The following is a 21,284-nucleotide window of genomic DNA, read 5'->3' on the forward strand; positions in this document are numbered from 1 at the left end:
CGTTCCTGATCGGGAACGGCGCTGCCGTTATTGTTCATCAGCACGCTTTAAGCATCCGGCTCGATCAGCAGTATTTCAATCGACTGATTTCCCGCCGGCCGCTCCCACACCACTTCATCGCCTTTCTGCGCACCGATCAATGCACGTCCCAGTGGCGAGCCCCAGTTGATCAGCCCTTTGGCGGCATCCGCCTGATCCTCCCCGACCAGATGCACGCGCTGGCGGTTGTCTTCTTCATCCGCGAACGTGACCCAACTGCCAATTTGTACCTTTTCGGTCGACACGGCCGTCGTTACAACCTGCGCACTTTGCAGGCGCTGGGTGTAGTAACGCAGGTCGCGTTCAAGGTCAGCCTGGCGCTGTTTATCGGCGGCGTCTCCCAATGCAGTTTGCGCACTGTGCTGCGCCTGCAGGCTGCTGACGTGCTTCTTGAGCAACTTCAGGCCCTCGGCGGTGACGTAATTGGTCTGTGCGCTGACCAGCCGCTCTACCGGTTGCTCGGCATCGGCGGCAGCGTTGTCTTCGTTTACAAATGCGCGGCTCATGAGGTGTCCTCCCTAATGAGCTTTGGGCCACAAGAGGGCATCATTGGTTTCGTCGATCTTCCCGCGTGCGTCAGTTTGGGCGATAGGCCTTGGCTGCACTGCGGGTCTTTTCCCGCTCCCAGGCACGATCACGATCGTTGAAGACCTGGCCGGGGTCGAGTCGGTCGCGGTTATCCTGCGAGGCCTGACACTGGCGAAAACCGTCAGTCCAGCCTTGGGCGTAGAGCTTGTCCTTCAGATAGCGGGGTACGTTTTTTCTGAATTGACCGGTGCTGGCACCTGCTGCGTCCCTGCCACTGCTGCAACCATCCTGATAACCGTCTGCAAAACCCGGCGGATAACCCTCGGCCAACATCTGGTCACGGGTGGACTGACAACCTGCCAGCACGATGGCCAGCGACAACAACACCCAATACCGCTTCATGGTGGTTCCCTCTACTTATGAGAGGAGTCTAGAAGGTAATTTGTGAGTTATTTGTAAAAGCGATGTAGGGAATAAGTGATGGCAGCGTGCCTTTATTTTGAGCCAGCGCCGCCCGCAGTTTTTGCACTCATCCTGTCAGTAGTGATACCACTTCACCTCAAGCATCACTTCGTTCTGCGGCGAGCTCATCTGGCTGAACTCGCGTTGGGCACTCAGGCGCAGGCCGAGGTTGCGCGACAGCTCCCACTGCTGATTGAGGCTGACGCTGCGGCGTACTTCGCCGTTGGTGAAGTAGTCGCCCTTGGCTTCCAGGCTCAGGTTGCCCAGCGGGTTGCGCCACAGTAAGCCAGTGTTGAAACCAGCAGCGGGAGAGATGAATTCGGCGAAGTCGTTGTTGTGCTCGACGCGCACGGTGCCCAGCGCAAAGCCCAGCACTTCGTCGCCCAATTGCCAGGTACCGCCACCACCACCGTTGACGTGGCTGACAAGGTTTTCATCGCCATGTTTGCCAAGTACCCGTTCCAGCCCGCCGGTGACTTGCCATGACCAGGGTTTCAGCAGCTCGGTACGCGGGGTCAGGGAGCGAATGGTGGCCAGGTCCAACTGCTGAACTTGCCAGTCGTTACCTTCGTATTGGCGCACCTTGAGCTGAAGAATCTCGATCTGCGCACCCAGCGGAAAGCCGTAAGCGTTGTCGTTCAGGTCGTGATAGGCCATGCGCAGGCCATATTCGGCGAACGCTTTGTCACCGCGTGTGCCCGCACCCAGTTGCCAGGTACGTGATTCGTGGCCTTCTTCCGGCAGGCCGGGGCGCGGGATGTCCAGCTGTGGCGGCGGGTTCTGATTGATCGCCTGCAGCAACTCGAAACTGCGTTGCGAGCGCTGCGTGTCGCGTTCAAGCCCGTTGGCGCGGTAGCGCTCCAGACGGTAGGCCGCGTCCTGAATCAACGCGCGTCGTTCTTTCGGCTGGGCGAGGTACTCGCTGTTTTGCAGTTGTTTCTGATCGGCGCTGACTTTCAGCACCCACTGTTGTTCGTCGGCATCAAGGGGCTCGGCGCGGCTCAGCAATTCCCGCTCGCGAGAAGGGCGATAGTCGATCTTTTCAACCAGCCCTGCGGCTTTGATCGCCTTGACCGTATCGGTCGGGATCGCAGTCAGGCCGAATTGCTCGGTGAGATTCAGCCCGGGTCGTGCGACCTGCAGCAATTCCAGCAGACGGTACGAGCAGTTTTCGTCGAAGAAGAAATAGCTGAAGCGAATCTGTTTCAATTCCCAGACATGTTCAACCATGCGCCCGGTTTCTTCCGGGGTAAGGTTCAGACGGTATTCCCACAGGTCACGGTTTTCCAGGCTGCGGTATTCCGAGAGCTTTTCCTGATAGGGCACCAGCGCAAACAATCCAGGGTAGCCGCCAGCCAAGCCTTTCCAGGCATACAGAATGCTGTTGTCCATGCCTTCAATGTAGGCACCGAAGTTGATCGCATAGCTGAGTAACGTGGTGTTGTTGGTTTTCGCGCTGGCCGGATCGATGCGCAGTAACGTGTGGCCGAACATCGACGAGGGGCTATTGAGGTACGCGGCCGGAAAAATCAGTACGGTGCTGTCCGGTGCCACATCCTTGTACCAAGCCTTGAACTCTTTGCAGTCCGGCGTCGGCAGGTCAGTCAGTTGCAACTGGTCGCGCAGCCAGCGGGTGCGTGCTGGGTATATACACTGGGCGTGGGTCTGTTCGTTGGTTACGGGGGCGTATATGGCGTCAAGTGTCGCGCTCAATTCCGCCTTCGGGTCGTGTGCACCGTCCGCAGCGAGAAAGAATTTCGGGTCTGTCACATAGCTGCGCCAACCGCCGAGCTTGCCTGCCTCGTAGTGACCCAGTGAAATCCAGAACGGCTCATTGGCCAATTGCTGCAAACGGTCAGCGGTAGCATGAGGTGCCGCAGACAAGGGGGCACAGACAAACAGCGCCAGCGAGACAAGACGTTTGAGCATAGAGGGCAACTAGTCAAGAGAAGTCAGGAAAGGTGATCCCGCCTTTTGCGATGAAAAGGCGGGCGAACGACTTTAAGCCTGGGTAGCGTACTTGGCCAGAGTCGGATCGTTTTTCAGAACGTTGACGGTGTTGGTGTGAACGTCTTCAGCGGTGGCGTCGGCCTTGCTGAAGATTTGCGAGAAGTGCTCGTGAGTGACCGCAGCGAAGTGCTCACGATCTTCTGGTGCAACGCCCAATACCACAGCGTAGGTAGTCAGTGCTTCGCCCTGACCCATCGCCATGTCCTTGGAAAGTTCATCCATCATGCCGTTCATGGCAAGCCAGGATTTACCGCCGTAAGTCAGTGCGCCGTTGGTCGAGCAGCCGTTGGTACCGGAGGTCATGCCGAAGGTGGCGTTACCCGAGGTGCCGTTGGTGGTTGAGGCCAGGAAGTGAGCTGGAGTGCCGCGTTGACCTTCAAACAGCATGTTGCCCCAGCCGCAGTCCGGACCGCCTGGCGCTTGAGCCATAGCGTTGATGGATACAGCGGCGAAGAGCGTTCCAAGAAGAATCCGTTTCATAGCTTTTTCTCTTTTTAGTTCAGCCAAGGGTCGAGTTTCTTGAGTAGTCACATCAAGACAGACGGCCAACCAGCAACCACCTGTGCAGTTTGGAGCTTAGGCGGGTTCCAAGGGTTCCGTGAGCTATTACAGATTATTGCCGAAAATAGAAATTTTCCGGGCCGCGGGCAATTGCTTTGAGCCTGTAGCCGCCTTTCGGTTTTTCCTGCCTTGCAAGTCTTGTACGGCGAGCGCCAGAATGCCGACATCTGCCCCGCCTGATGTAAGGATTACTGATGCCCGATTCTGTCGCAGCCAACCTACGCCTGGCGCCACATGCGCTGACCCGTCCGTTTTCCGCTGAGCAGTTCAGCTTTGCGACCACTAACGAGCTTGAACCCTTTCGCGGTGTACTAGGCCAGGAGCGTGCCGTAGAGGCCTTGCAGTTCGGCGTTGCCATGCCGCGCCCCGGTTACAACGTATTTGTCATGGGTGAACCCGGCACTGGCCGCTTTTCGTTCGTCAAACGCTACCTCAAGGCTGAAGGCAAGCGGATGAAGACGCCTTCGGACTGGGTTTACGTCAATAATTTCGATGAGCCCCGCGAGCCCAAGGCGCTGGAACTGCCACCGGGCACTGCGCATGAATTCACGGCCGACATCGGTGGCCTGATCGATAACCTGTTGGTGACCTTTCCGGCGGTTTTCGAGCACCCGTCCTATCAGCAGAAGAAAAGCTCGATCGACCGTGCGTTCAATCAGCGCTACGACCGCGCACTGGATGTGATCGAGCGCCTGTCGCTGGAAAAGGACATCGCGCTGTATCGCGACAGCTCCAACATCGCCTTCACGCCGATGGCCGATGGCAAGGCGCTGGACGAGGCCGAGTTTTCGCAGTTGCCCGAGGCTGATCGGGAGCGTTTTCACGAAGATATCTCCGCCCTTGAGGAACGCCTCAACGAAGAGCTGGCCAGCCTGCCGCAGTGGAAGCGTGAGTCGAACAACCAGCTTCGTCAGTTGAACGAAGAAACCATCACGCTGACCTTGCAGCCACTGTTGGCACCGCTCTCGGAAAAATACGCCGAGAACGCTGCGGTCTGTGCGTACCTTCAAGCGATGCAGGTGTACCTGCTCAAGACCTTGGTCGAGCAACTGGTCGACGATGCCAAGACCGACGCTCAGGCACGCAAGTTACTGGAAGAGCAGTACAGCCCGAGCCTGGTGGTCGGCAATACCCGCGACGGCGGCGCGCCGGTGGTTTTCGAGCAGCATCCTACGTATGACAACCTGTTCGGGCGTATTGAATACAGCACTGATCAGGGCGCGCTGTACACCACGTATCGCCAGTTGCGGCCCGGTGCGCTGCATCGCGCCAATGGCGGCTTTCTGATTCTGGAAGCCGAAAAAATGCTCGGCGAGCCGTTCGTCTGGGACGCGCTGAAGCGCACCTTGCAGTCGCGCAAGCTGAAGATGGAATCACCGCTGGGCGAGCTGGGGCGCGTGGCAACCGTGAGCCTGACGCCGCAGGTTATTCCGTGGAACGTCAAGATCATCATCATTGGTTCGCGCTCGCTGTATTACACCCTGCAAGACCTCGATCCTGACTTTCAGGAAATGTTTCGGGTACTGGTCGATTTCGACGAAGAAATTCCGATGGTCGATGAAACGCTCGAGCAATTCGCTCAGTTGCTGAAAACCCGAACGTCAGAAGAGGGCATGGCACCTTTGACCGCCGATGCGGTGGCGCGACTGGCAACCTACAGCGCTCGACTGGCTGAACACCAGGGGCGTTTGTCGGCGCGTATCGGCGATCTGTTCCAGTTGGTCAGCGAGGCAGACTTCATCCGCCAGCTGGCCAGTGACGACAAGACCGACGCCGGGCATATCGAGCGAGCGTTGAAGGCCAAGGCCACGCGCACTGGGCGGGTTTCCGCGCGGATTCTCGATGACATGATGGCGGGTGTGATCCTCATCGACACTGACGGTGCCGCGGTCGGCAAATGCAACGGCTTGACGGTTCTGGAAGTCGGTGATTCGGCGTTTGGCGTGCCTGCGCGTATTTCCGCCACGGTCTATCCGGGTGGCAGCGGGATTGTCGACATCGAGCGCGAGGTCAATCTTGGCCAGCCGATCCACTCCAAGGGCGTGATGATTCTCACCGGTTACCTGGGTAGCCGTTACGCTCAGGAATTCCCGCTGGCGATATCAGCCAGTATTGCGCTTGAGCAATCCTACGGTTACGTGGACGGCGACAGTGCGTCGCTGGGCGAGGCCTGTACGCTGATTTCAGCGTTGTCGCGCACACCGCTCAAGCAGTGCTTCGCAATCACCGGTTCCATCAACCAGTTCGGCGAAGTGCAGGCGGTGGGCGGGGTCAACGAGAAAATCGAAGGCTTCTTCCGTCTTTGTGAGGCTCGTGGGCTGACGGGCGAGCAGGGCGCTATCATTCCGCACGCCAACGTCACCACGCTGATGCTGGATGAGCGTGTGGTACAGGCCGTGCGTGACGGGCAATTCCATATCTATGCGGTACGTCAGGCCGATGAGGCCTTGAGCCTGCTGGTCGGCGAGCCTGCCGGTGCGCCTGACGAGAATGGCGAGTTTCCGGAAGGCAGCGTGAATGCACGTGTGGTCGAGCGCTTGCGCGACATCGCGGAAATGCTCAGCGACGAAGACCTCAAGGAAGAGCTGGAGAAGGAGCCAGCCCAGTTACAACCTGAACTGAAGGTCTGACAACGGCGCTAGCCGGGCGGTGCTGACGCCGCCCGGTATTGCGTTCACCAGCGATCCGTTCATCAGGGATATTTCCCGCGGGACGGTTTTCTTCTAATCTTGATCATGACCGCAGTGGCCAATCGGATTGGCGCACATCCTGCTTTGCCAGACGGATGAATACTGTTGCTGATCAGGAGCGCATCATGCAGCGTAGCCTTTGCCTTACCCGAGAATGCATGGGGCTGATGACCCGCATCGAATGTGTCATTCGGCCTCTTCCCCACGATGGTGGACAATGGATGGTGCTCTTCGCAGCCGGCATGGCTGAAGAACAGCCCTCTGCGATCAAATCCCAAGGACCGTTCAACGGCCTGCCAGCGGCGCAGGCGGTATTGACGAGCATTATCGAGAGCCTATCGCTGCATGGTTATCAATGCGCCGATGATGTACCGATATGGACCTTGCATATTCAAGCCGAACTGCGACGCATCAACAGTGGCATGATGGTGTGTGAGCGCTCATCGCTTTTCTAGCCAGTCTGCGCTACGCATGCCGGTCTCCTGACAGTGCATATATGTGCGCTGTGCGATATTTTGTCGCATCTCCAGAGCAGCGCGTTACCGCTGATATACTCGCCCGCTCCTTCAAAACACCTTGCGAGTATCAATGGAACGTTTTTTTGAAAATGCCATGTACGCATCGCGCTGGCTGCTGGCGCCGATCTATTTCGGTCTTTCCCTTGGGCTGCTGGCGTTGTGTGTGAAATTCTTCCAGGAAATCTTTCACGTCATCCCCAACATTTTCTCGCTGGCCGAAGCTGATCTGATTCTGGTGCTGCTGTCGCTGATCGACATGGCGCTGGTGGGTGGTTTGCTGGTGATGGTGATGATTTCCGGCTACGAGAACTTCGTATCGCAGCTGGACATCGATGAGGACAAGGAAAAGCTCAACTGGCTGGGCACCATGGATTCGTCTTCGCTGAAGATGAAAGTGGCGGCCTCCATTGTGGCAATCTCCTCCATCCACCTGCTGCGGGTATTCATGGATGCCACCAACATCAAGCCTGAATACCTGATGTGGTACGTGATTATCCACATGACCTTCGTGATATCCGCGTTTGCGATGGGCTATCTGGACAAGGTCACCAAGCACTAAGGCGACGCGCGATGAAAGGGGCGGGCGTTATCGTTTCTGGCATGTCGGCGCTGTGTGTTGTAAAACGTCCGTTCCGATGCATCAGGCATTTGCGCAGGAGGTTCGATCATGAATTATCAGGAATTTATCGAACACGCCCAGGCCGGGCGGGTCGATGAGCTGAACCTGATCTCCATCGAAGGCGGCATCTATCTGCTGGATGTGCGCATGAATGGCACTTCGGTGATGCTCAAGGACCCGGCAGGCAAGACCCTGCATCTTCGCTCGGTGGAGCATGCGCGGGATTTGCTCAAGGACATACCGGTGCTGCCTTTTTACCTGGTCCATTGTGTGGTCCATGACGAGCTGTGCGGCATGCCGGTCCATGACCGCTCTGAAATGCGCCTGCCGATCTCGTTTCATTCCTCCTGGTCCTGATCGCCAGCCGCGTATTGCTGCTGCGGTAGGGGCTGTAGCGGCAATTGTGCTAGGGTCTGTTCCCGTTTCACATTGGCAGCCACAGAAAAGCGCAGGCCATTGCTATGACGCTTTCATAGTTTCTCTTGAGTTTGTCGAACCGAGAAGCCGCCGCCCGGAAATGCTTCAACCGGGCAAAGGCGTTTTCTACGAGATGTCGATTGCGATATAACCCTTTGTCCAGATCTGCGTTCCCTTTCAGAGAATTGCGCTTTCGTGGAATCACCACTTTGCTGCCTTGCTGCTCGACCTGAGCGCGTATCGCTTCAGTGTCGTAGCCCTTGTCCGCAATGATCACTTCTGCATTGGGCATCTTGGCAATCAACGAGGCCGCCTGCGAACAATCATTGGTCTGGCCTCCGGTCACGTCAAATGCAATGGGCAGCCCACAAGCGTCTACAGCCAGGTGAATCTTGCTGGTGTTACCGGCTCGGCTTTTTCCGATGGCCTGGTCCTGCGTGCTGGCAGCACCTGCACTGTGCTGATGAGCCTTTACATAGCTGCCATCAATGAAAACCCACTCCATGTCAGGATCGGTCATCAGCACCTCAAGCACCTTGACCCACTTGCCTGAAGCAGACCAGGCATTGAACCGCTTGTAGACCTTGCTCCAGTTTCCAAACGCTTTCGGCAGGTCTCGCCAAGGGCAACCCACACGCATGCGGTACAGCATGCCTTCAACCGTGGTGCGCAAATCTCGCTTGTTGTAGATCGATTCGTGCAGCAAAATTTCTCGAAGCTTCGGCCAGTGCTCATCACTGAGCATTAATCGGGGCATTGCAGGCTCGTATTGGTGTTGTGTGAGAACTCCAACAATACGGGCCTGTTCTCATAGAGATCAATGGGTTACGTCGAAACGGGAACAGACCCTAGGCTGCTCGGCCTTTTGGTTCGGGGCGCATCAGCGTATAGCGTGATTGCCGTTCAGGTTTTGCGCGATACCGACTGCGTGCCCCTCTGCGGAGCAGTGTCATGTCCGAAGTCAATCTGTCCACCGACGAAACCCGCGTCAGCTACGGCATTGGCCGTCAGTTGGGCGATCAGTTGCGCGACAACCCGCCACCGGGTGTCAACCTGGAAGCCATCGTGGCAGGCCTGCGTGATGCATTTGGCGGTCAGCCAAGCCGTGTGGGTCAGGAAGAGATGTCCGCCAGCTTCAAGGTCATCCGTGAAATCATGCAGGCCGAAGCGGCCGCCAAGGCTGAACAGGCTGCGGGTGCCGGCAAGGCTTACCTGGCTGAAAATGCCAAGCGCGAAGGCGTGACCACGCTGGCCTCGGGTCTGCAATTCGAAGTGCTGACCGCTGGCGCTGGGGCCAAGCCAACCCGTGAAGATCAGGTGCGCGTGCACTATCACGGTACGCTGATCGACGGTAACGTCTTTGACAGCTCCTATGATCGTGGCGAGCCTGCGGAATTTCCGGTCAGCGGCGTGATTGCTGGCTGGACCGAGGCGCTGCAACTGATGAACGCTGGCAGCAAATGGCGTCTGCACGTACCGAGCGAGCTGGCTTACGGCGCTCAGGGCGTAGGCAGCATCGCACCGCACAGCGTGCTGGTGTTTGACGTGGAACTGCTCGACGTTCTGTAATCGACCCAGTCGATCCAGAGGGTCGCTGAACGAATCGCGCTGATTCGTTCAGCGGCGGGGTTGTGCTGATGCTCCATGCTCAGTGCAACTCACCCATCGGGCGCAACGCCCGCGCATAGCAGAACAGAAACAGGTTTCTCACCAGTTCCTTGAGCACCAATGGCTCGCTGGAACTCAAACTGCACACATCCAGATCGCCCTGATCGCGTAACTCCTCCAGCGCTTCCTCTTCCAGTACGGCACACACTTCCCCCGTCTCGCGGTGGAGAATTCTCAGGTAAGGGTGGGGCCTGTCCAGCCATGCATCGATCAAATAGGTCATGTCTCATCTCCTGTGCAAGTCAGATGAGAATAATTCTTATTGGGATAATAGCAAGGCTCTATTGAGATTAATTCTCATTTTGCGCTGAATGGTTGATCCAGGTCAGTGGATGTTCAGGAAGGGTTGGACGCAGAGCGTCCAGAACGGCATGCGACGCAGAGCGTCGCACGATAGTCGCCATTAAGCTTATCGTCCCTCACGCTCCAGCGTGGGAATGCCGTTCCCCACGCTCTGCGTCGCACGATAGTCTGGATTATCAGTGATGCTCGCGGGTGGCGCGGAATTTCACGTCGGGCCAGCGTTCTTCCATCAGTGCCAGGTTCACGCGGGTAGGGGCGAGGTAGGTCAGGTGACCGCCGCCGTCCACTGCCAGGTTTTCCACAGCCTTGTTCTCAAACTCTTCGAGCTTCTTCTTGTCGGCGCAGTCGATCCAGCGGGCAGACCACACGGTGATCGGCTCGTAGGCGCACTCGACCTTGTATTCTTCCTTCAGACGGCTGGCGACCACATCGAACTGCAGCACACCGACGGCGCCGAGGATGATGTCGTTGCTGCGCTGCGGGAAGAACACCTGCGTGGCGCCTTCTTCGGCCAGCTGCTGAAGGCCCTGACGCAGTTGCTTGGATTTGAGCGGGTCCTTCAGGCGCACGCGGCGGAACAACTCCGGTGCGAAGTGCGGAATACCGGTGAAGCCCAGTGCTTCGCCTTCGGTGAAGGTGTCGCCGATCTGGATGGTGCCGTGGTTGTGCAAACCGATGATGTCACCGGCATAGGCTTCTTCCAGTTGCTCACGCTCCGACGAGAAGAACGTCAGCGCATCACCGATCCGCACGTCCTTGCCCAGGCGCACGTGGCGCATTTTCATTCCCTTGTCGTAACGGCCAGAACAGATACGCATGAACGCGATACGGTCGCGGTGCTTGGGGTCCATGTTCGCCTGGATCTTGAACACGAAACCGCTGAATTTCTCTTCGGCCGGTTCGACGGTGCGCTCGTTGGCCACGCGTGCCAGTGGCTTGGGAGCCCAGTTCACCACGGCATCGAGTACATGGTCGACGCCGAAGTTGCCCAGCGCGGTGCCGAAAAACACCGGGGTCAGCTGGCCGTCGATGAATTCCTGCTGGTTGAACTCGTGGCAGGCACCCTGCACCAGTTCCAGTTGCTCGACAAAGCGGTCGTACTCGTCACCCAGATGGGCGCGGGCTTCGTCCGAATCGAGCTTCTCGATGATTTTGGTTTCCGTACGCTCGTGGCCATGACCTGCTGTATACACAATGATGTAGTCGTCGGCCAGGTGATAGACACCCTTGAAGTCCCGGTAGCAACCAATCGGCCAGGTGATCGGCGCAGCCTTGATCTTGAGTACGGCTTCGATTTCATCAAGCAGCTCGATAGGGTCGCGGATGTCGCGGTCGAGCTTGTTGATGAAACTGACGATAGGCGTGTCGCGCAGGCGGCAGACATCCATCAGCGCAATGGTGCGTGGCTCGACGCCTTTACCGCCGTCGAGGACCATCAGCGCCGAGTCAACGGCTGTCAAGGTGCGGTAGGTGTCTTCGGAGAAGTCTTCGTGACCCGGTGTGTCGAGCAGGTTGATCATGTGCTCGCGATACGGAAACTGCATCACGGATGTGGTGATGGAAATACCGCGTTGTTTCTCCATTTCCATCCAGTCGGATGTGGCATGACGGTCGGATTTACGCGACTTGACCGTACCGGCGATAGAAATGGCCTTGCCCATCAGCAGGAGTTTTTCCGTGATGGTGGTTTTACCCGCATCCGGGTGGGAAATAATGGCGAAAGTGCGGCGTTTCGCGACTTCGGCGGCCTGTTGGGTCATGGGAAATCGCCTGAGACGGTATTGAAAAAGGGCGCAGATTATAGCTCAACTCGCGGCAATAACCGAACCGTTCAGACAATAAACGATGGCCAGATAATGTCTCGTGTGGGAACCTTTCAGGTCGTGGAGACGTCCACTCCCCCGTCAAGGCTCGCAACGAAGCCAACGCAAGGGGCTGATTCATCAGCATGTTGGCTTGACGAAGCTGCGCTTATGGCTTGTGTTTTCGCCGAGGTTAAACCCTTACCGGCGACCCACCCGCTGCTCTTCGCGAACGTTATTGCCGGTGTCCTTTGCGGACGCCCTGGTCAACGCGTTCGCCGACTGAAATAAGGAGTCCGCCTGTGGCTAATCGCTATGGCAAGGGGCTATTGGGAGGTGCGGTTGTGATCGCACTCCTGGCCCTGCTGATCCACTGGATCGGCATCAGTACTATCAAGCAATACCAGGATGACCTGCTGTTCTACCTTCAGGCTCACCTGATTCTGGTTCTGGTTTCAATGTTGGCGGCCCTGGTGGTCGGTATCCCCGCAGGCATCGCCCTCAGCCGACCGAGCATGGTTGGCCGCGCCGAACGTTTCATGCAGATCTTCAACATTGGCAACACCGTTCCTCCTCTCGCCGTTCTGGCCATTGCCCTCGGGATACTCGGGATCGGCAGCGGGCCTGCGATCTTCGCGCTGTTCCTCGCCTCTTTGCTGCCCATCGTGCGTAACACCTATGAAGGCCTGAAAAACGTTCAGGGTTCACTCAAGGAAGCTGCGGTCGGCATCGGCATGACCCCGCGTCAGGTGCTGTGGCGTGTCGAGTTGCCTAACGCCGTGCCGATCATCATCGGTGGTGTGCGTGTCGCGCTGGCGATCAATGTCGGGACCGCGCCATTGGCGTTCCTCATCGGTGCCAACAGCCTGGGCAGCCTGATTTTCCCCGGCATCGCCTTGAACAACCAGCCGCAACTGGTGCTGGGTGCGGCGTGTACCGCTCTGCTGGCGCTGCTGCTTGACGGGCTGGTGATACTGGCGAGTCGTCTATGGCTGGAACGCGGTCTGGCTCGCTGAGCGAAGGAATTATCATGAAAAGAATATGCTTGTTTTTAGGCTTTGCCTTGCTGTTTCCGGCATTTGCCCAGGCAGCGGAAAAGCCGTTGTTGCGCGTCGGCGCTCGTGTGTTCACCGAGCAAACCATCCTGTCTGAACTCACTGCGCAATACCTGCGTACAAAGGGTTATGACGTTCAAGTCACCGGCGGCCTGGGCAGCAGCCTGGCGCGTAGCGCGCAGGAAAGTGCTCAACTGGATCTGATCTGGGAGTACACCGGCGTATCGCTGGTGAATTACAACCACGTTGATGAAAAGCTCGACAGCGAACAAACCTACGCTCGGGTGAAAGAACTCGACGCGAAAAAAGGCTTGGTCTGGCTTTCCCCGTCGAAATTTAGCAACACCTATGCCTTGGCGTTGCCGCAGAAAATCGCTGACAAGTACCCACAGGTCAACACCATGACCGACCTGACCAAAGTCCTCAAAGACGAAGCCAAAGAGGGGCATCTCGTAGCGCTGGACACTGAGTTCGCCAACCGTTCCGACGGTCTGCTCGGCATGGTCAAGCATTACGACATGAATCTCGGTCGTGAGAACACCCGCCAGATGGACGCGGGGCTGGTTTACACCGCGCTTCGGAACGGCCAGGTGTTTGCGGGCCTGGTGTACACCACTGACGGTCGCTTGAACGCCTTCAAGCTCAAGGTGCTGGAAGACGACAAACGTTACTTCCCGGACTACACCGCCGCGCCGGTGATCCGTCAGGATTACTTGGACAAGCACCCGGATATTGCCCCGTTGCTCAAGCCTTTGGCTGATCTGCTGGACACCCAGACCATGATCGACCTCAACGCCCGCATTGATGTTGGTCACGAGAGTCCATCCAAAGTTGCCGCAGATTTCCTGCGTCAGCACCCACTTAACTAAGGACGGAGACGACATGAGTTTTTTCAACGTTTTCTCCCAGATCGACTGGGCTCAGGTGCTGCATCTGACCACGCAGCACATCACCCTGGTCGGCATTGCCGTGACCCTGGCCATTCTGGTCGGCGTCCCGCTGGGCGTACTGATGACCCGTTTTCCGGCACTTGCCGGCCCGCTGCAAGCCAGCGCCACCGTGCTGCTGACCGTGCCATCGATTGCCTTGTTCGGCCTGTTGCTGCCGTTCTACTCCAAATTCGGCCAGGGCCTTGGCCCGATGCCGGCTATTACCGCAGTGTTTCTCTATTCGCTGCTGCCGATCATGCGTAACACCTACCTGGCCCTGACTGGCGTAGAACCGGGTATCCGCGAGGCCGCCAAAGGCATCGGCATGACCTTCGGCCAGCGCCTGCGCATGGTTGAACTGCCTATCGCCGTACCCGTAATCCTCGCCGGTGTGCGCACCGCCGTGGTGATGAATATCGGTGTCATGACCATCGCCGCGACCATCGGTGCCGGTGGTCTGGGTGTACTCATTCTCGCTTCAATCAGCCGCAGCAATATGTCGATGCTGATCGTCGGCGCGGTACTGGTCAGCATTCTGGCCATCATCGCCGACCTTCTCCTGCAATGGCTGCAACGCACGCTGACTCCAAAAGGATTACTGAAATGATCGAACTCCAGAACCTCTCCAAGACTTTCCAGAGCAACGGCAAAGAAGTGAAGGCTGTCGATTCGGTCAGCCTCACGGTCAACGAAGGCGAAATCTGCGTCTTCCTTGGCCCTTCGGGCTGCGGCAAGAGCACCACGCTGAAAATGATCAACCGCCTGATCATGCCGACCTCCGGCAAAGTGCTGATCAATGGTGAAGACACCACTGATCTGGACGAAGTGACCCTGCGTCGCAACATCGGCTACGTGATTCAGCAGATCGGTCTGTTCCCGAACATGACCATCGAAGAAAACATCGTGGTGGTGCCCAAGCTGCTCGGCTGGGACAAGCAGCGTTGCCATGACCGTGCCCGTGAACTGATGAGCATGATCAAGCTGGAGCCCAAGCAGTACCTGCATCGCTACCCGCGTGAATTGTCCGGTGGTCAGCAACAGCGTATCGGCGTGATCCGTGCACTGGCTGCAGAAGCACCCTTGCTGTTGATGGACGAACCGTTCGGTGCGGTCGACCCGATCAACCGCGAGATGATCCAGAACGAGTTCTTCGAGATGCAGCGCGCGCTGAACAAGACCGTGATCATGGTCAGCCACGACATTGATGAAGCCATCAAGCTGGGCGACAAGATCGCCATCTTCCGTGGCGGTAAACTGCTGCAGATCGATCACCCGGACACCTTGCTCGCACATCCGGCTGACGACTTCGTCAGCAGCTTCGTCGGCCAGGACAGCACCCTCAAGCGCCTGCTGCTGGTCAAGGCCGAAGATGCAGCCGACAACGCGCCGTCGGTCAGCCCGGAAACCCCGGTGGCCGATGCGCTGGACGTGATGGACGAAAATGACCGTCGCTACATCGTTGTCACAGACAGCGAGAACAAGGCAATGGGCTACGTACGTCGCCGTGACCTGCATCGCCAGCAGGGCACGTGCGCGCAGTTCCTGCGTGAGTTCAACGCAACCGCCGCTTACGACGAGCACTTGCGCATCCTGCTGTCGCGCATGTACGAGTTCAACCGCGCCTGGCTGCCGGTGCTGGACGCCGAGAACGTGTTCCTGGGTGAAGTGACGCAAGAGTCCATTGCGGCTTACCTGAGCTCGGGCCGTTCGCGTGGTATGAAGACCAGTATTGTTTCGCCGGCTGAAACGGCTGCGGCAGACGCACAGGTTTAATTTGAAAAAAGCTAGTCCAGTGCTGCAATGGCCTGGGCTAGCTTGATTGGACAGTGTCATCCCTTCAGGCCTCACCGGTAATGTCAACTATCAGGTCTGTCAGTAGTCGTGCAGTGGCTGTGAGCGTATCGTTGCTTGACGCAGTAAGTTTTCAATGATGTTGCTGCATGTGCTAATTCATGTTGATTGGAGGAATGGGCAATGACTAAGCTGACGGAAAAGCAGTTAGCGCGCGCGCGAAGACTTTGACAGGTACGATACGAATGGCGACAAAAAGGTAACAGTGGCAGAGTTTAGTTCAACGATGGAGAAATACCTTACCCCAGAAGACTTTAAGGCCTTACTTGCCAAGATCAACTCAGATGGTAACGATGAAATAAGCTGGGACGAATTTTTAACCGACTACGAGAACGATTTGGGTAATTAAAGGCACGGCATTTTCTTCGCTGGCCGTAGGCGTCATAAACGGCTTCATTTCAAGCCCTTTCTTAATCAGGTCAGGGCTTTTTTATGTGGGCTGTTCAGGCAATCTGAAGAGTGAAGATTCGCGCTGTTGTCGCGCATGTACGAGTTCAACCGCGCCTGGCTGCCTGTGCTGGACGCCGAGAACGTGTTCCTGGGTGAAGTGACGCAAGAGTCCATTGCGGCTTACCTGAGTTCGGGCCGTTCGCGTGGGATGAAGACCAGTATTGTTTCGCCTGCGGATCAGGTTGCTTCCTGATTTTTGGCATTACCGCCAGTCTTCGTGACTGGCGGTAGCCGTTGCCACCCGTTTCTCCACGTTGCAGTGGCCGTCTTCATCAAATTTCTTGCTACTGATCCTGCCTCTCCGTTTGTTCAAGCTGGAAGGGCACGCCTTACCGTCAGTGATCCCGGATGAATGGAGGTCGTTGACGTAAAGTTCGTGCTGCTCTCGCTGCGTTTCTGCCTGTGCAGGCTACTGGCATTTCTGTCAGTAGCACTTTGGGCAGCGGTTGATTTAGTTTCTTCTGGCCGAAGCGCAGCGAGGTACTGATGATGAACGAGCTTTGTCGATACAGGTATGACCCTTTGGATCGCCTTGCGAGTCTGACTCCTCTGGCTCAGGCGATGAGGCAGCGGTTCTATGGCGGCCAGCAGTTGACAACCGAAGTGCTTGATGGCGAGCAGCGCACACTTTTTCGCGTGAGAGGAATGCCTCTGGCGCAGCAGACCCTTGCCAATGGAAAGCGCCTTGTTGTTTTGGATGCTGCAGATCAGCAACAAAATGTATTGCATGCGGGCGGTATCGAGCAGAGAACGGCTATTGCCTACACACCTTATGGTTACAGTGAAAAAGCTGCGAGAAACCCAGAGGTACCGGGCTTCAATGGAGAGCAGATTGACACAGTTACCGGTCACTACCTGTTTGGCAACGGTTACCGGGCCTACAATCCGGTCTTGATGCGCTTCAACAGCCCCGATAGCTTCAGCCCTTTTGGCGAAGGCGGGCTTAATGCCTATGGCTATTGTGCGGGTGACCCGGTGAACCGGAGCGACCCTGGCGGGCATATGTTTGTCGCCATTAGTAAGTTACTCCACCGGGCACCAGGTACGCGGCTGATGAGAAGTATAGCGAGCCAAGCGTTAGGAGGTTCCAGAAAGCGCGGAGTGCCTGCGATCAGAAATAAGCCGTCCAAGGGTATTTTTCGCAAACCAGATGCCGTTCTTGCCGACATGCCACCGCACATAAAAGAAACGATTGCGGGTGCTTTGCCCGGTTCTGACGCCGCAAACCTGGCACGCACTTCCAAGGACTTCGAAAGCGTGGTGATGGCTGCTTCAGCGCGTCAGTTCAATGGACTGAATATCCCCGACCTGGCTTTTCAACCGTGGTTGAAAAAGCTCGACGAAATCCATCACGGTGAGGTGACGGGTATTGCGCCGATGTTCCTAAGTCGCCAAGGTATTCCGTTTTCCTATGTGCAGGCCAATCTGATAAGAGAGCCTCGATTTGTATGGACCACAAGTCGGATATGGTCCGGGAAATCGCCTCTTCAGAGAGTCGGCTATCAAACACCTCCAGAAAACGCTGAAATTCGGCTTCAGGTTGCGCAAGTTCTGGCGATGAGTGGCGGTGGAGTCTGAGCGCTACTGAACCGCCCCGGGTTTCTCGGAGACCCTTTTGTTTGAGTCATGCCACCTGGGCAGACTCGGTGAGTTGCTGATAATAGATTGCTTCTGCTTCGACCGGTGGAATATGACCGATTGGCTCCAGCAGGCGGCGGTGATTGAACCAGTCCACCCATTTCAGGGTTTCCAGCTCCACCGCCCCCCGTGTGGGCCAAGAGCGTCGATGAATCACTTCAGCCTTGTAAAGACCATTGATGGTCTCAGCCAAAGCATTGTCGTAAGAGTCACCGACACTCCCGACCGATGGCTCAATACCGGCTTCGACAAGACGCTCGGTATAGCGAATGGACACGTACTGCACGCCACGGTCACTGTGGTGAATGAGTCCACCCTGCTTGACTGGGCGACGGGCGTAAAGGGCTTGCTCCAGTGCATCGAGTACAAAATCGGTACGCGCTGAACTGGACACCTTCCAACCGACGATGAATCGGGCAAAGACATCAATGATGAAGGCCACGTAAACAAAACCCTGCCAGGTACTGACGTAGGTAAAGTCCGATACCCATAGGGCGTTCGGGCACTCAGCCACAAACTGACGGTTGACATGATCCTGCGGGCACGGCCTGGCTTGGTCGCTGACCGTCGTCTTGACGGGCTTGCCGCGTACCACGCCTTGCAGGCCCAGCTCTCCCATCAGACGTTGCACCGTACAGCGGGCGACTTGCAGTCCGTCACGCAGCAATTGTCGCCAGACCTTGCGCACGCCATATACCTGGAAGTGCTCATCCCAGACTCGCTGGATGTGCTCACCCAGTTCCTGGTCACGCTGCGCACGCGCTGACTGCTGGCTGGGGTCAGCCTGCTGAGCAGCGTACCGGTAGTACGTCGACGGGGCGATTGGCAACACCTTGCAAATCGGCTCGACCCCGTAAGACTGGCGGTTTTCATCAATAAACGTCTTCATCGTTTGAATGGGCGGTCGAGCTCCGCCTGGGCAAAATAGGCTGAGGCCTTACGCAAGATCTCGTTAGCTTGACGCAACTGACGGTTCTCACGCTCCAAGAGCTTGACTCGCTCACGTTCGACTGTGCTCAGCCCATCACGCTGGCCGCTGTTGCGCTCAGATTGGCGAACCCACAGCCGTAATGTCTCGGGCGTGCAGCCGATCTTGGGGGCAATGGCACTGATGGTGGCCCACTGCGACTCGTACTCAGGAAGGTGTTCGAAAACCATCCTGATGGCCCGCTCACGGACCTCTGGGGAATACTTCGGTAGTTTTTTCATCGCTCCATCCTCTCAAAGGTTGGAGTCTCCGAGAAACCCGGGGCGGTTCACTACTGATTTCTTGATAGACCCTTGCAAGCGAAAAGGCTTTACCGGTTTATCGCGCCGTGAGGAACATCTGCCTGTCATGCAGGTCGGTTAAACAGGTCCTTGGGAAGGCAACTCAAGCGCTCTGTGCAAAAACGCGACATTTTTTGTTGATATCCGGCCCCTCAGGTCCTAAAGTTCGCGCCGAACGTCCATGCTGGAAACGATCCATCCGGCTCAAGTACTGACGACGAGACAGCAAGGCCAGGAAGGCAGCCCTTCAGGGCCTTTTTGCTTTCGGCGACATGCCTTGGGAAGTAGGCGAACCAAAGTGGGGATACGGAGGGCGTTCATTTGCACCCATTTACCAATACCGCTTGCCATCAGGAGTTCCAGCAGCATGTCGATCAATGTCGAAGACTACTATTCAGCCGAAACCTTCAAGAAAATGAAGGCGTTCGCTGACAAGCAAGAAACTCCGTTCGTGGTCATTGATACCGCCATCATCAGTAAAGCCTACGACGACCTGCGTGCGGGCTTCGAGTTTGCCAAGGTCTATTACGCTGTCAAAGCCAACCCGGCCGTCGAAGTCATCAATCTGCTCAAGGACAAGGGTTCCAGTTTCGACATCGCGTCGATCTACGAGCTGGACAAGGTCATGAGCTGTGGCGTTGGTCCGGAGCGCATCAGCTACGGCAACACCATCAAGAAATCCAAGGACATTCGCTATTTCTACGAGAAGGGCGTGCGTCTGTTTGCCACCGACTCGGAAGCGGATCTGCGCAACATTGCCAAGGCTGCGCCGGGTGCGAAAGTCTACGTGCGTATTCTGACCGAAGGCTCGACCACCGCCGACTGGCCGCTGTCGCGCAAGTTCGGCTGCCAGACCGACATGGCCATGGACCTGCTGATCCTCGCTCGCGACCTGGGTCTGGTGCCTTACGGCATCTCGTTCCACGTCGGCTCGCAGCAGCGCGACATCAGCGTCTGGGACGCTGCCATCGCCAAGGTCAAAGTGATCTTCGAGCGTTTGAAAGAAGAAGACGGCATCGTTCTGAAGCTGATCAACATGGGCGGCGGCTTCCCGGCCAACTACATCACCCGCACCAACAGCCTGGAAACCTACGCTGAAGAGATCATCCGCTTCCTGAAGGAAGACTTCGGCGATGACCTGCCGGAAATCATTCTCGAGCCAGGCCGTTCGTTGATCTCCAATGCCGGTATTCTGGTCAGCGAAGTCGTGCTGGTCGCGCGCAAGTCGCGCACCGCTGTCGAGCGCTGGGTGTACACCGATGTGGGTAAATTCTCCGGCCTGATCGAAACCATGGACGAAGCTATCAAGTTTCCGATCTGGACCGAGAAGAAGGGCGAAATGGAAGAAGTGGTCATTGCCGGTCCGACCTGCGACAGCGCCGACATCATGTACGAGAACTACAAGTACGGTCTGCCACTCAACCTGGCCATCGGTGACCGTATGTACTGGTTGTCGACTGGTGCCTACACCACCAGCTACAGCGCAGTGGAATTCAACGGCTTTCCGCCATTGAAGTCGTTCTATCTGTAAGCGTTGTCCTGATATGAAAACCCGCGAGTGATCGCGGGTTTTTTTTGCGTTTCATCCAGGGTTCAGACAGCCAGATCCTGCCCAGTGTCGAACGCTTTTGAAAGGCGTTGGATTTCCCGCACGTTGACCAGTAGCAGTCCCGTCTCCAGGCGGCGACGCAAAGGTGTTTCAGCTTTGCGTACGCCGATAATGCTGCCTACACAGGCCCAGAGCAGTGCCCACATTCGCAACAGGTAGGCTCCCAGATTTCTGGCGGCCGTGTAAGCGCGGATGTACCAGCCCAACGCTCTGTACGCATAACCTTGTGCACGAAACAGTCGCTCTTGCGCGTCGATCGCATCCTGCGTACCGAATGACAGGGGCAGGGCGTTTGCCAGGTTTTCCCTGTGAGGGTCGCCCGGCTTCAGACCGAACTTGCGGCTATAACGCGAGATGGCGTCGTTCAGGAAGTCGATAAGTCGCGGCAGAATGGTGCAGATACCCAGGGTCAGTTTCTGTACTGTCTGTTCCTCATTATCGAACTCGCTCTCGAACGCTATCAGCCGATCGCCTGCGGAGCCCCTCAGGTGCTCGGCCAGCTTGTAGTCCTGCGTTGCACTTCCGGAAAACTGTGTGAGCTCTGCCGTCATGGCGTCGAGTCGTCTGTGCATCGCCATCAGCTTGGGCAGAAGCGCCGACCAGCCAGACCAATCCCTATTGGCCCTTTCAAGCACATTGCGTAGTTCGGGAATGGGATAGGTGCTGTGTCTGGCCAACGGCACCTGATCAAGATGGACCTTGAACGAGCGGGTCAATGCCGGAAGCCTCTGCAAAACCTGCAGGTAAGTGGTGAGGTCCTTGAAGTCGCTCTGGTACAAGAGTTGTCCTGTCATGCTGGGCCCTTGAGAATTGATAGCTGTTTGGCTGCCGTTTAACGGCAGCTGCATAAACGCAGGTTGCAAGGG

Annotated in this window: 21 protein-coding genes, 1 pseudogene and 1 other annotated feature; of the genes and pseudogenes, 13 read left to right on the forward strand and 9 right to left on the reverse strand. The window is 56.9% G+C overall.

Annotated elements, in window-relative coordinates:
* Nucleotides 1–47: 47 nt before the first annotated feature.
* The 4 genes from AC4ANK_RS05930 to AC4ANK_RS05945 form a co-directional block, all read right to left on the reverse strand.
* The gene (locus tag AC4ANK_RS05930; RefSeq protein ID WP_004655509.1) at nt 48–545 is read right to left on the reverse strand and encodes a GreA/GreB family elongation factor; all 498 of its coding nucleotides are present in this window, start codon (nt 543–545) and stop codon (nt 48–50) included.
* 70 nt (nt 546–615) lie between these two features.
* The gene (locus AC4ANK_RS05935; protein WP_002555223.1) at nt 616–969 is read right to left on the reverse strand and encodes a hypothetical protein; all 354 of its coding nucleotides are present in this window, start codon (nt 967–969) and stop codon (nt 616–618) included.
* Between the two features lie 135 nt (nt 970–1,104).
* A complete protein-coding gene (locus tag AC4ANK_RS05940; RefSeq protein WP_002555222.1) occupies nt 1,105–2,958 on the reverse strand; it encodes an Lnb N-terminal periplasmic domain-containing protein in 1,854 nt (617 codons plus the stop codon).
* A 72-nt stretch (nt 2,959–3,030) separates the two neighbouring features.
* Nucleotides 3,031–3,519: a DUF3015 domain-containing protein gene (locus AC4ANK_RS05945; RefSeq protein ID WP_002555221.1), complete on the reverse strand. Its 489-nt coding sequence runs from the start codon at nt 3,517–3,519 to the stop codon at nt 3,031–3,033.
* Between the two features lie 275 nt (nt 3,520–3,794).
* Between AC4ANK_RS05945 and AC4ANK_RS05950 the strand changes: the two genes are divergently transcribed.
* From AC4ANK_RS05950 to AC4ANK_RS05965, 4 genes are all read left to right on the forward strand, one after another.
* A complete protein-coding gene (locus AC4ANK_RS05950) occupies nt 3,795–6,230 on the forward strand; it encodes a Lon protease family protein (RefSeq protein ID WP_005733673.1) in 2,436 nt (811 codons plus the stop codon).
* Nucleotides 6,231–6,415: 185 nt separating this feature from the next.
* Nucleotides 6,416–6,745 (forward strand): PA4575 family protein, encoded by a 330-nt coding sequence (locus tag AC4ANK_RS05955; protein ID WP_002555218.1) that lies wholly within the window; start codon nt 6,416–6,418, stop codon nt 6,743–6,745.
* Nucleotides 6,746–6,878: 133 nt separating this feature from the next.
* Entirely contained in the window at nt 6,879–7,367 is a 489-nt protein-coding gene (locus tag AC4ANK_RS05960) for a TIGR00645 family protein (protein WP_002555217.1), read from the forward strand.
* Between the two features lie 108 nt (nt 7,368–7,475).
* Nucleotides 7,476–7,784 carry a DUF6482 family protein gene (locus AC4ANK_RS05965; RefSeq protein ID WP_460383413.1) on the forward strand — a complete coding sequence of 103 codons (309 nt, stop codon included), beginning with the start codon at nt 7,476–7,478 and terminating at the stop codon, nt 7,782–7,784.
* 67 nt (nt 7,785–7,851) lie between these two features.
* On the opposite strand, the gene AC4ANK_RS05970 is transcribed toward AC4ANK_RS05965, so the two are convergent.
* Entirely contained in the window at nt 7,852–8,601 is a 750-nt protein-coding gene (locus AC4ANK_RS05970) for an IS5 family transposase (protein ID WP_460382697.1), read from the reverse strand.
* A gap of 194 nt (nt 8,602–8,795) precedes the next feature.
* Between AC4ANK_RS05970 and bamJ the strand changes: the two genes are divergently transcribed.
* On the forward strand, nt 8,796–9,413 hold the full coding sequence (gene bamJ / locus AC4ANK_RS05975) for a BamJ family beta-barrel-assembly machinery protein (protein WP_002555215.1): 618 nt from the start codon (nt 8,796–8,798) through the stop codon (nt 9,411–9,413).
* A 79-nt stretch (nt 9,414–9,492) separates the two neighbouring features.
* On the opposite strand, the gene AC4ANK_RS05980 is transcribed toward bamJ, so the two are convergent.
* Together AC4ANK_RS05980 and AC4ANK_RS05985 are read right to left on the reverse strand one after the other, a co-directional pair.
* Nucleotides 9,493–9,735, reverse strand: coding sequence for a PA4570 family protein (locus AC4ANK_RS05980; protein ID WP_002555214.1), 243 nt, complete (start codon nt 9,733–9,735; stop codon nt 9,493–9,495).
* Between the two features lie 256 nt (nt 9,736–9,991).
* Nucleotides 9,992–11,575, reverse strand: a complete 1,584-nt coding sequence (locus AC4ANK_RS05985) for a peptide chain release factor 3 (protein WP_002555213.1) — start codon at nt 11,573–11,575, stop codon at nt 9,992–9,994.
* Nucleotides 11,576–11,919: 344 nt separating this feature from the next.
* On the opposite strand from AC4ANK_RS05985, the gene AC4ANK_RS05990 reads away from it, so the two are divergent.
* The 7 genes and pseudogenes from AC4ANK_RS05990 to AC4ANK_RS06020 all read left to right on the forward strand — a co-directional run bounded on the left by AC4ANK_RS05990 (nt 11,920) and on the right by AC4ANK_RS06020 (nt 17,480).
* Nucleotides 11,920–12,633 (forward strand): ABC transporter permease, encoded by a 714-nt coding sequence (locus AC4ANK_RS05990; RefSeq protein WP_002555212.1) that lies wholly within the window; start codon nt 11,920–11,922, stop codon nt 12,631–12,633.
* Between the two features lie 14 nt (nt 12,634–12,647).
* Complete coding sequence (locus AC4ANK_RS05995; protein WP_002555211.1) at nt 12,648–13,541, forward strand: glycine betaine ABC transporter substrate-binding protein; 894 nt, start codon at nt 12,648–12,650, stop codon at nt 13,539–13,541.
* Between the two features lie 13 nt (nt 13,542–13,554).
* Nucleotides 13,555–14,208 carry an ABC transporter permease gene (locus AC4ANK_RS06000; RefSeq protein WP_002555210.1) on the forward strand — a complete coding sequence of 218 codons (654 nt, stop codon included), beginning with the start codon at nt 13,555–13,557 and terminating at the stop codon, nt 14,206–14,208.
* A complete protein-coding gene (locus AC4ANK_RS06005) occupies nt 14,205–15,374 on the forward strand; it encodes an osmoprotectant ABC transporter ATP-binding protein OsmV (RefSeq protein ID WP_002555209.1) in 1,170 nt (389 codons plus the stop codon). The genes AC4ANK_RS06000 and AC4ANK_RS06005 overlap by 4 nt, the downstream gene beginning before the upstream one ends.
* A gap of 283 nt (nt 15,375–15,657) precedes the next feature.
* Nucleotides 15,658–15,801 carry a hypothetical protein gene (locus AC4ANK_RS06010; protein ID WP_223216187.1) on the forward strand — a complete coding sequence of 48 codons (144 nt, stop codon included), beginning with the start codon at nt 15,658–15,660 and terminating at the stop codon, nt 15,799–15,801.
* Nucleotides 15,802–15,924: 123 nt separating this feature from the next.
* Nucleotides 15,925–16,095, forward strand: a pseudogene (locus AC4ANK_RS06015) (glycine/betaine ABC transporter ATP-binding protein); the annotation flags it as partial.
* 296 nt (nt 16,096–16,391) lie between these two features.
* Nucleotides 16,392–17,480: an RHS repeat-associated core domain-containing protein gene (locus tag AC4ANK_RS06020; RefSeq protein WP_223227200.1), complete on the forward strand. Its 1,089-nt coding sequence runs from the start codon at nt 16,392–16,394 to the stop codon at nt 17,478–17,480.
* A gap of 46 nt (nt 17,481–17,526) precedes the next feature.
* On the opposite strand, the gene AC4ANK_RS06025 is transcribed toward AC4ANK_RS06020, so the two are convergent.
* A protein-coding gene (locus tag AC4ANK_RS06025) for an IS3-like element IS51 family transposase (protein WP_095178853.1) occupies nt 17,527–18,749 on the reverse strand; the annotation gives its coding sequence in 2 pieces (ribosomal slippage) (nt 17,527–18,464 and nt 18,464–18,749; 1,224 coding nt in all).
* Nucleotides 18,355–18,471 (reverse strand) — a sequence feature (AL1L pseudoknot). It overlaps the preceding gene by 117 nt.
* Nucleotides 18,750–19,176: 427 nt before the next feature.
* Between AC4ANK_RS06025 and AC4ANK_RS06030 the strand changes: the two genes are divergently transcribed.
* The gene (locus AC4ANK_RS06030; RefSeq protein ID WP_002555201.1) at nt 19,177–20,340 is read left to right on the forward strand and encodes a type III PLP-dependent enzyme; all 1,164 of its coding nucleotides are present in this window, start codon (nt 19,177–19,179) and stop codon (nt 20,338–20,340) included.
* 62 nt (nt 20,341–20,402) lie between these two features.
* On the opposite strand, the gene AC4ANK_RS06035 is transcribed toward AC4ANK_RS06030, so the two are convergent.
* On the reverse strand, nt 20,403–21,212 hold the full coding sequence (locus AC4ANK_RS06035; RefSeq protein WP_002555200.1) for a hypothetical protein: 810 nt from the start codon (nt 21,210–21,212) through the stop codon (nt 20,403–20,405).
* Nucleotides 21,213–21,284: the final 72 nt, after the last annotated feature.

This window comes from Pseudomonas sp. Pmew2, assembly GCF_058129885.1.

Bases quoted from the DNA above. Each gene is read 5' to 3' on its own strand.
- AC4ANK_RS05930 (WP_004655509.1), bottom strand. From the start codon at position 545: ATGAGCCGCGCATTTGTAAACGAAGACAACGCTGCCGCCGATGCCGAG.
- AC4ANK_RS05985 (WP_002555213.1), bottom strand. From the start codon at position 11,575: ATGACCCAACAGGCCGCCGAAGTCGCGAAACGCCGCACTTTCGCCATT.
- AC4ANK_RS05970 (WP_460382697.1), bottom strand. From the start codon at position 8,601: ATGCCCCGATTAATGCTCAGTGATGAGCACTGGCCGAAGCTTCGAGAA.
- AC4ANK_RS06035 (WP_002555200.1), bottom strand. From the start codon at position 21,212: ATGACAGGACAACTCTTGTACCAGAGCGACTTCAAGGACCTCACCACT.
- AC4ANK_RS05955 (WP_002555218.1), top strand. From the start codon at position 6,416: ATGCAGCGTAGCCTTTGCCTTACCCGAGAATGCATGGGGCTGATGACC.
- AC4ANK_RS05940 (WP_002555222.1), bottom strand. From the start codon at position 2,958: ATGCTCAAACGTCTTGTCTCGCTGGCGCTGTTTGTCTGTGCCCCCTTG.
- AC4ANK_RS05995 (WP_002555211.1), top strand. From the start codon at position 12,648: ATGAAAAGAATATGCTTGTTTTTAGGCTTTGCCTTGCTGTTTCCGGCA.
- AC4ANK_RS06030 (WP_002555201.1), top strand. From the start codon at position 19,177: ATGTCGATCAATGTCGAAGACTACTATTCAGCCGAAACCTTCAAGAAA.
- AC4ANK_RS06000 (WP_002555210.1), top strand. From the start codon at position 13,555: ATGAGTTTTTTCAACGTTTTCTCCCAGATCGACTGGGCTCAGGTGCTG.
- bamJ (WP_002555215.1), top strand. From the start codon at position 8,796: ATGTCCGAAGTCAATCTGTCCACCGACGAAACCCGCGTCAGCTACGGC.
- AC4ANK_RS05980 (WP_002555214.1), bottom strand. From the start codon at position 9,735: ATGACCTATTTGATCGATGCATGGCTGGACAGGCCCCACCCTTACCTG.
- AC4ANK_RS05945 (WP_002555221.1), bottom strand. From the start codon at position 3,519: ATGAAACGGATTCTTCTTGGAACGCTCTTCGCCGCTGTATCCATCAAC.
- AC4ANK_RS05960 (WP_002555217.1), top strand. From the start codon at position 6,879: ATGGAACGTTTTTTTGAAAATGCCATGTACGCATCGCGCTGGCTGCTG.
- AC4ANK_RS06020 (WP_223227200.1), top strand. From the start codon at position 16,392: ATGAACGAGCTTTGTCGATACAGGTATGACCCTTTGGATCGCCTTGCG.
- AC4ANK_RS06005 (WP_002555209.1), top strand. From the start codon at position 14,205: ATGATCGAACTCCAGAACCTCTCCAAGACTTTCCAGAGCAACGGCAAA.
- AC4ANK_RS05935 (WP_002555223.1), bottom strand. From the start codon at position 969: ATGAAGCGGTATTGGGTGTTGTTGTCGCTGGCCATCGTGCTGGCAGGT.
- AC4ANK_RS05965 (WP_460383413.1), top strand. From the start codon at position 7,476: ATGAATTATCAGGAATTTATCGAACACGCCCAGGCCGGGCGGGTCGAT.
- AC4ANK_RS05950 (WP_005733673.1), top strand. From the start codon at position 3,795: ATGCCCGATTCTGTCGCAGCCAACCTACGCCTGGCGCCACATGCGCTG.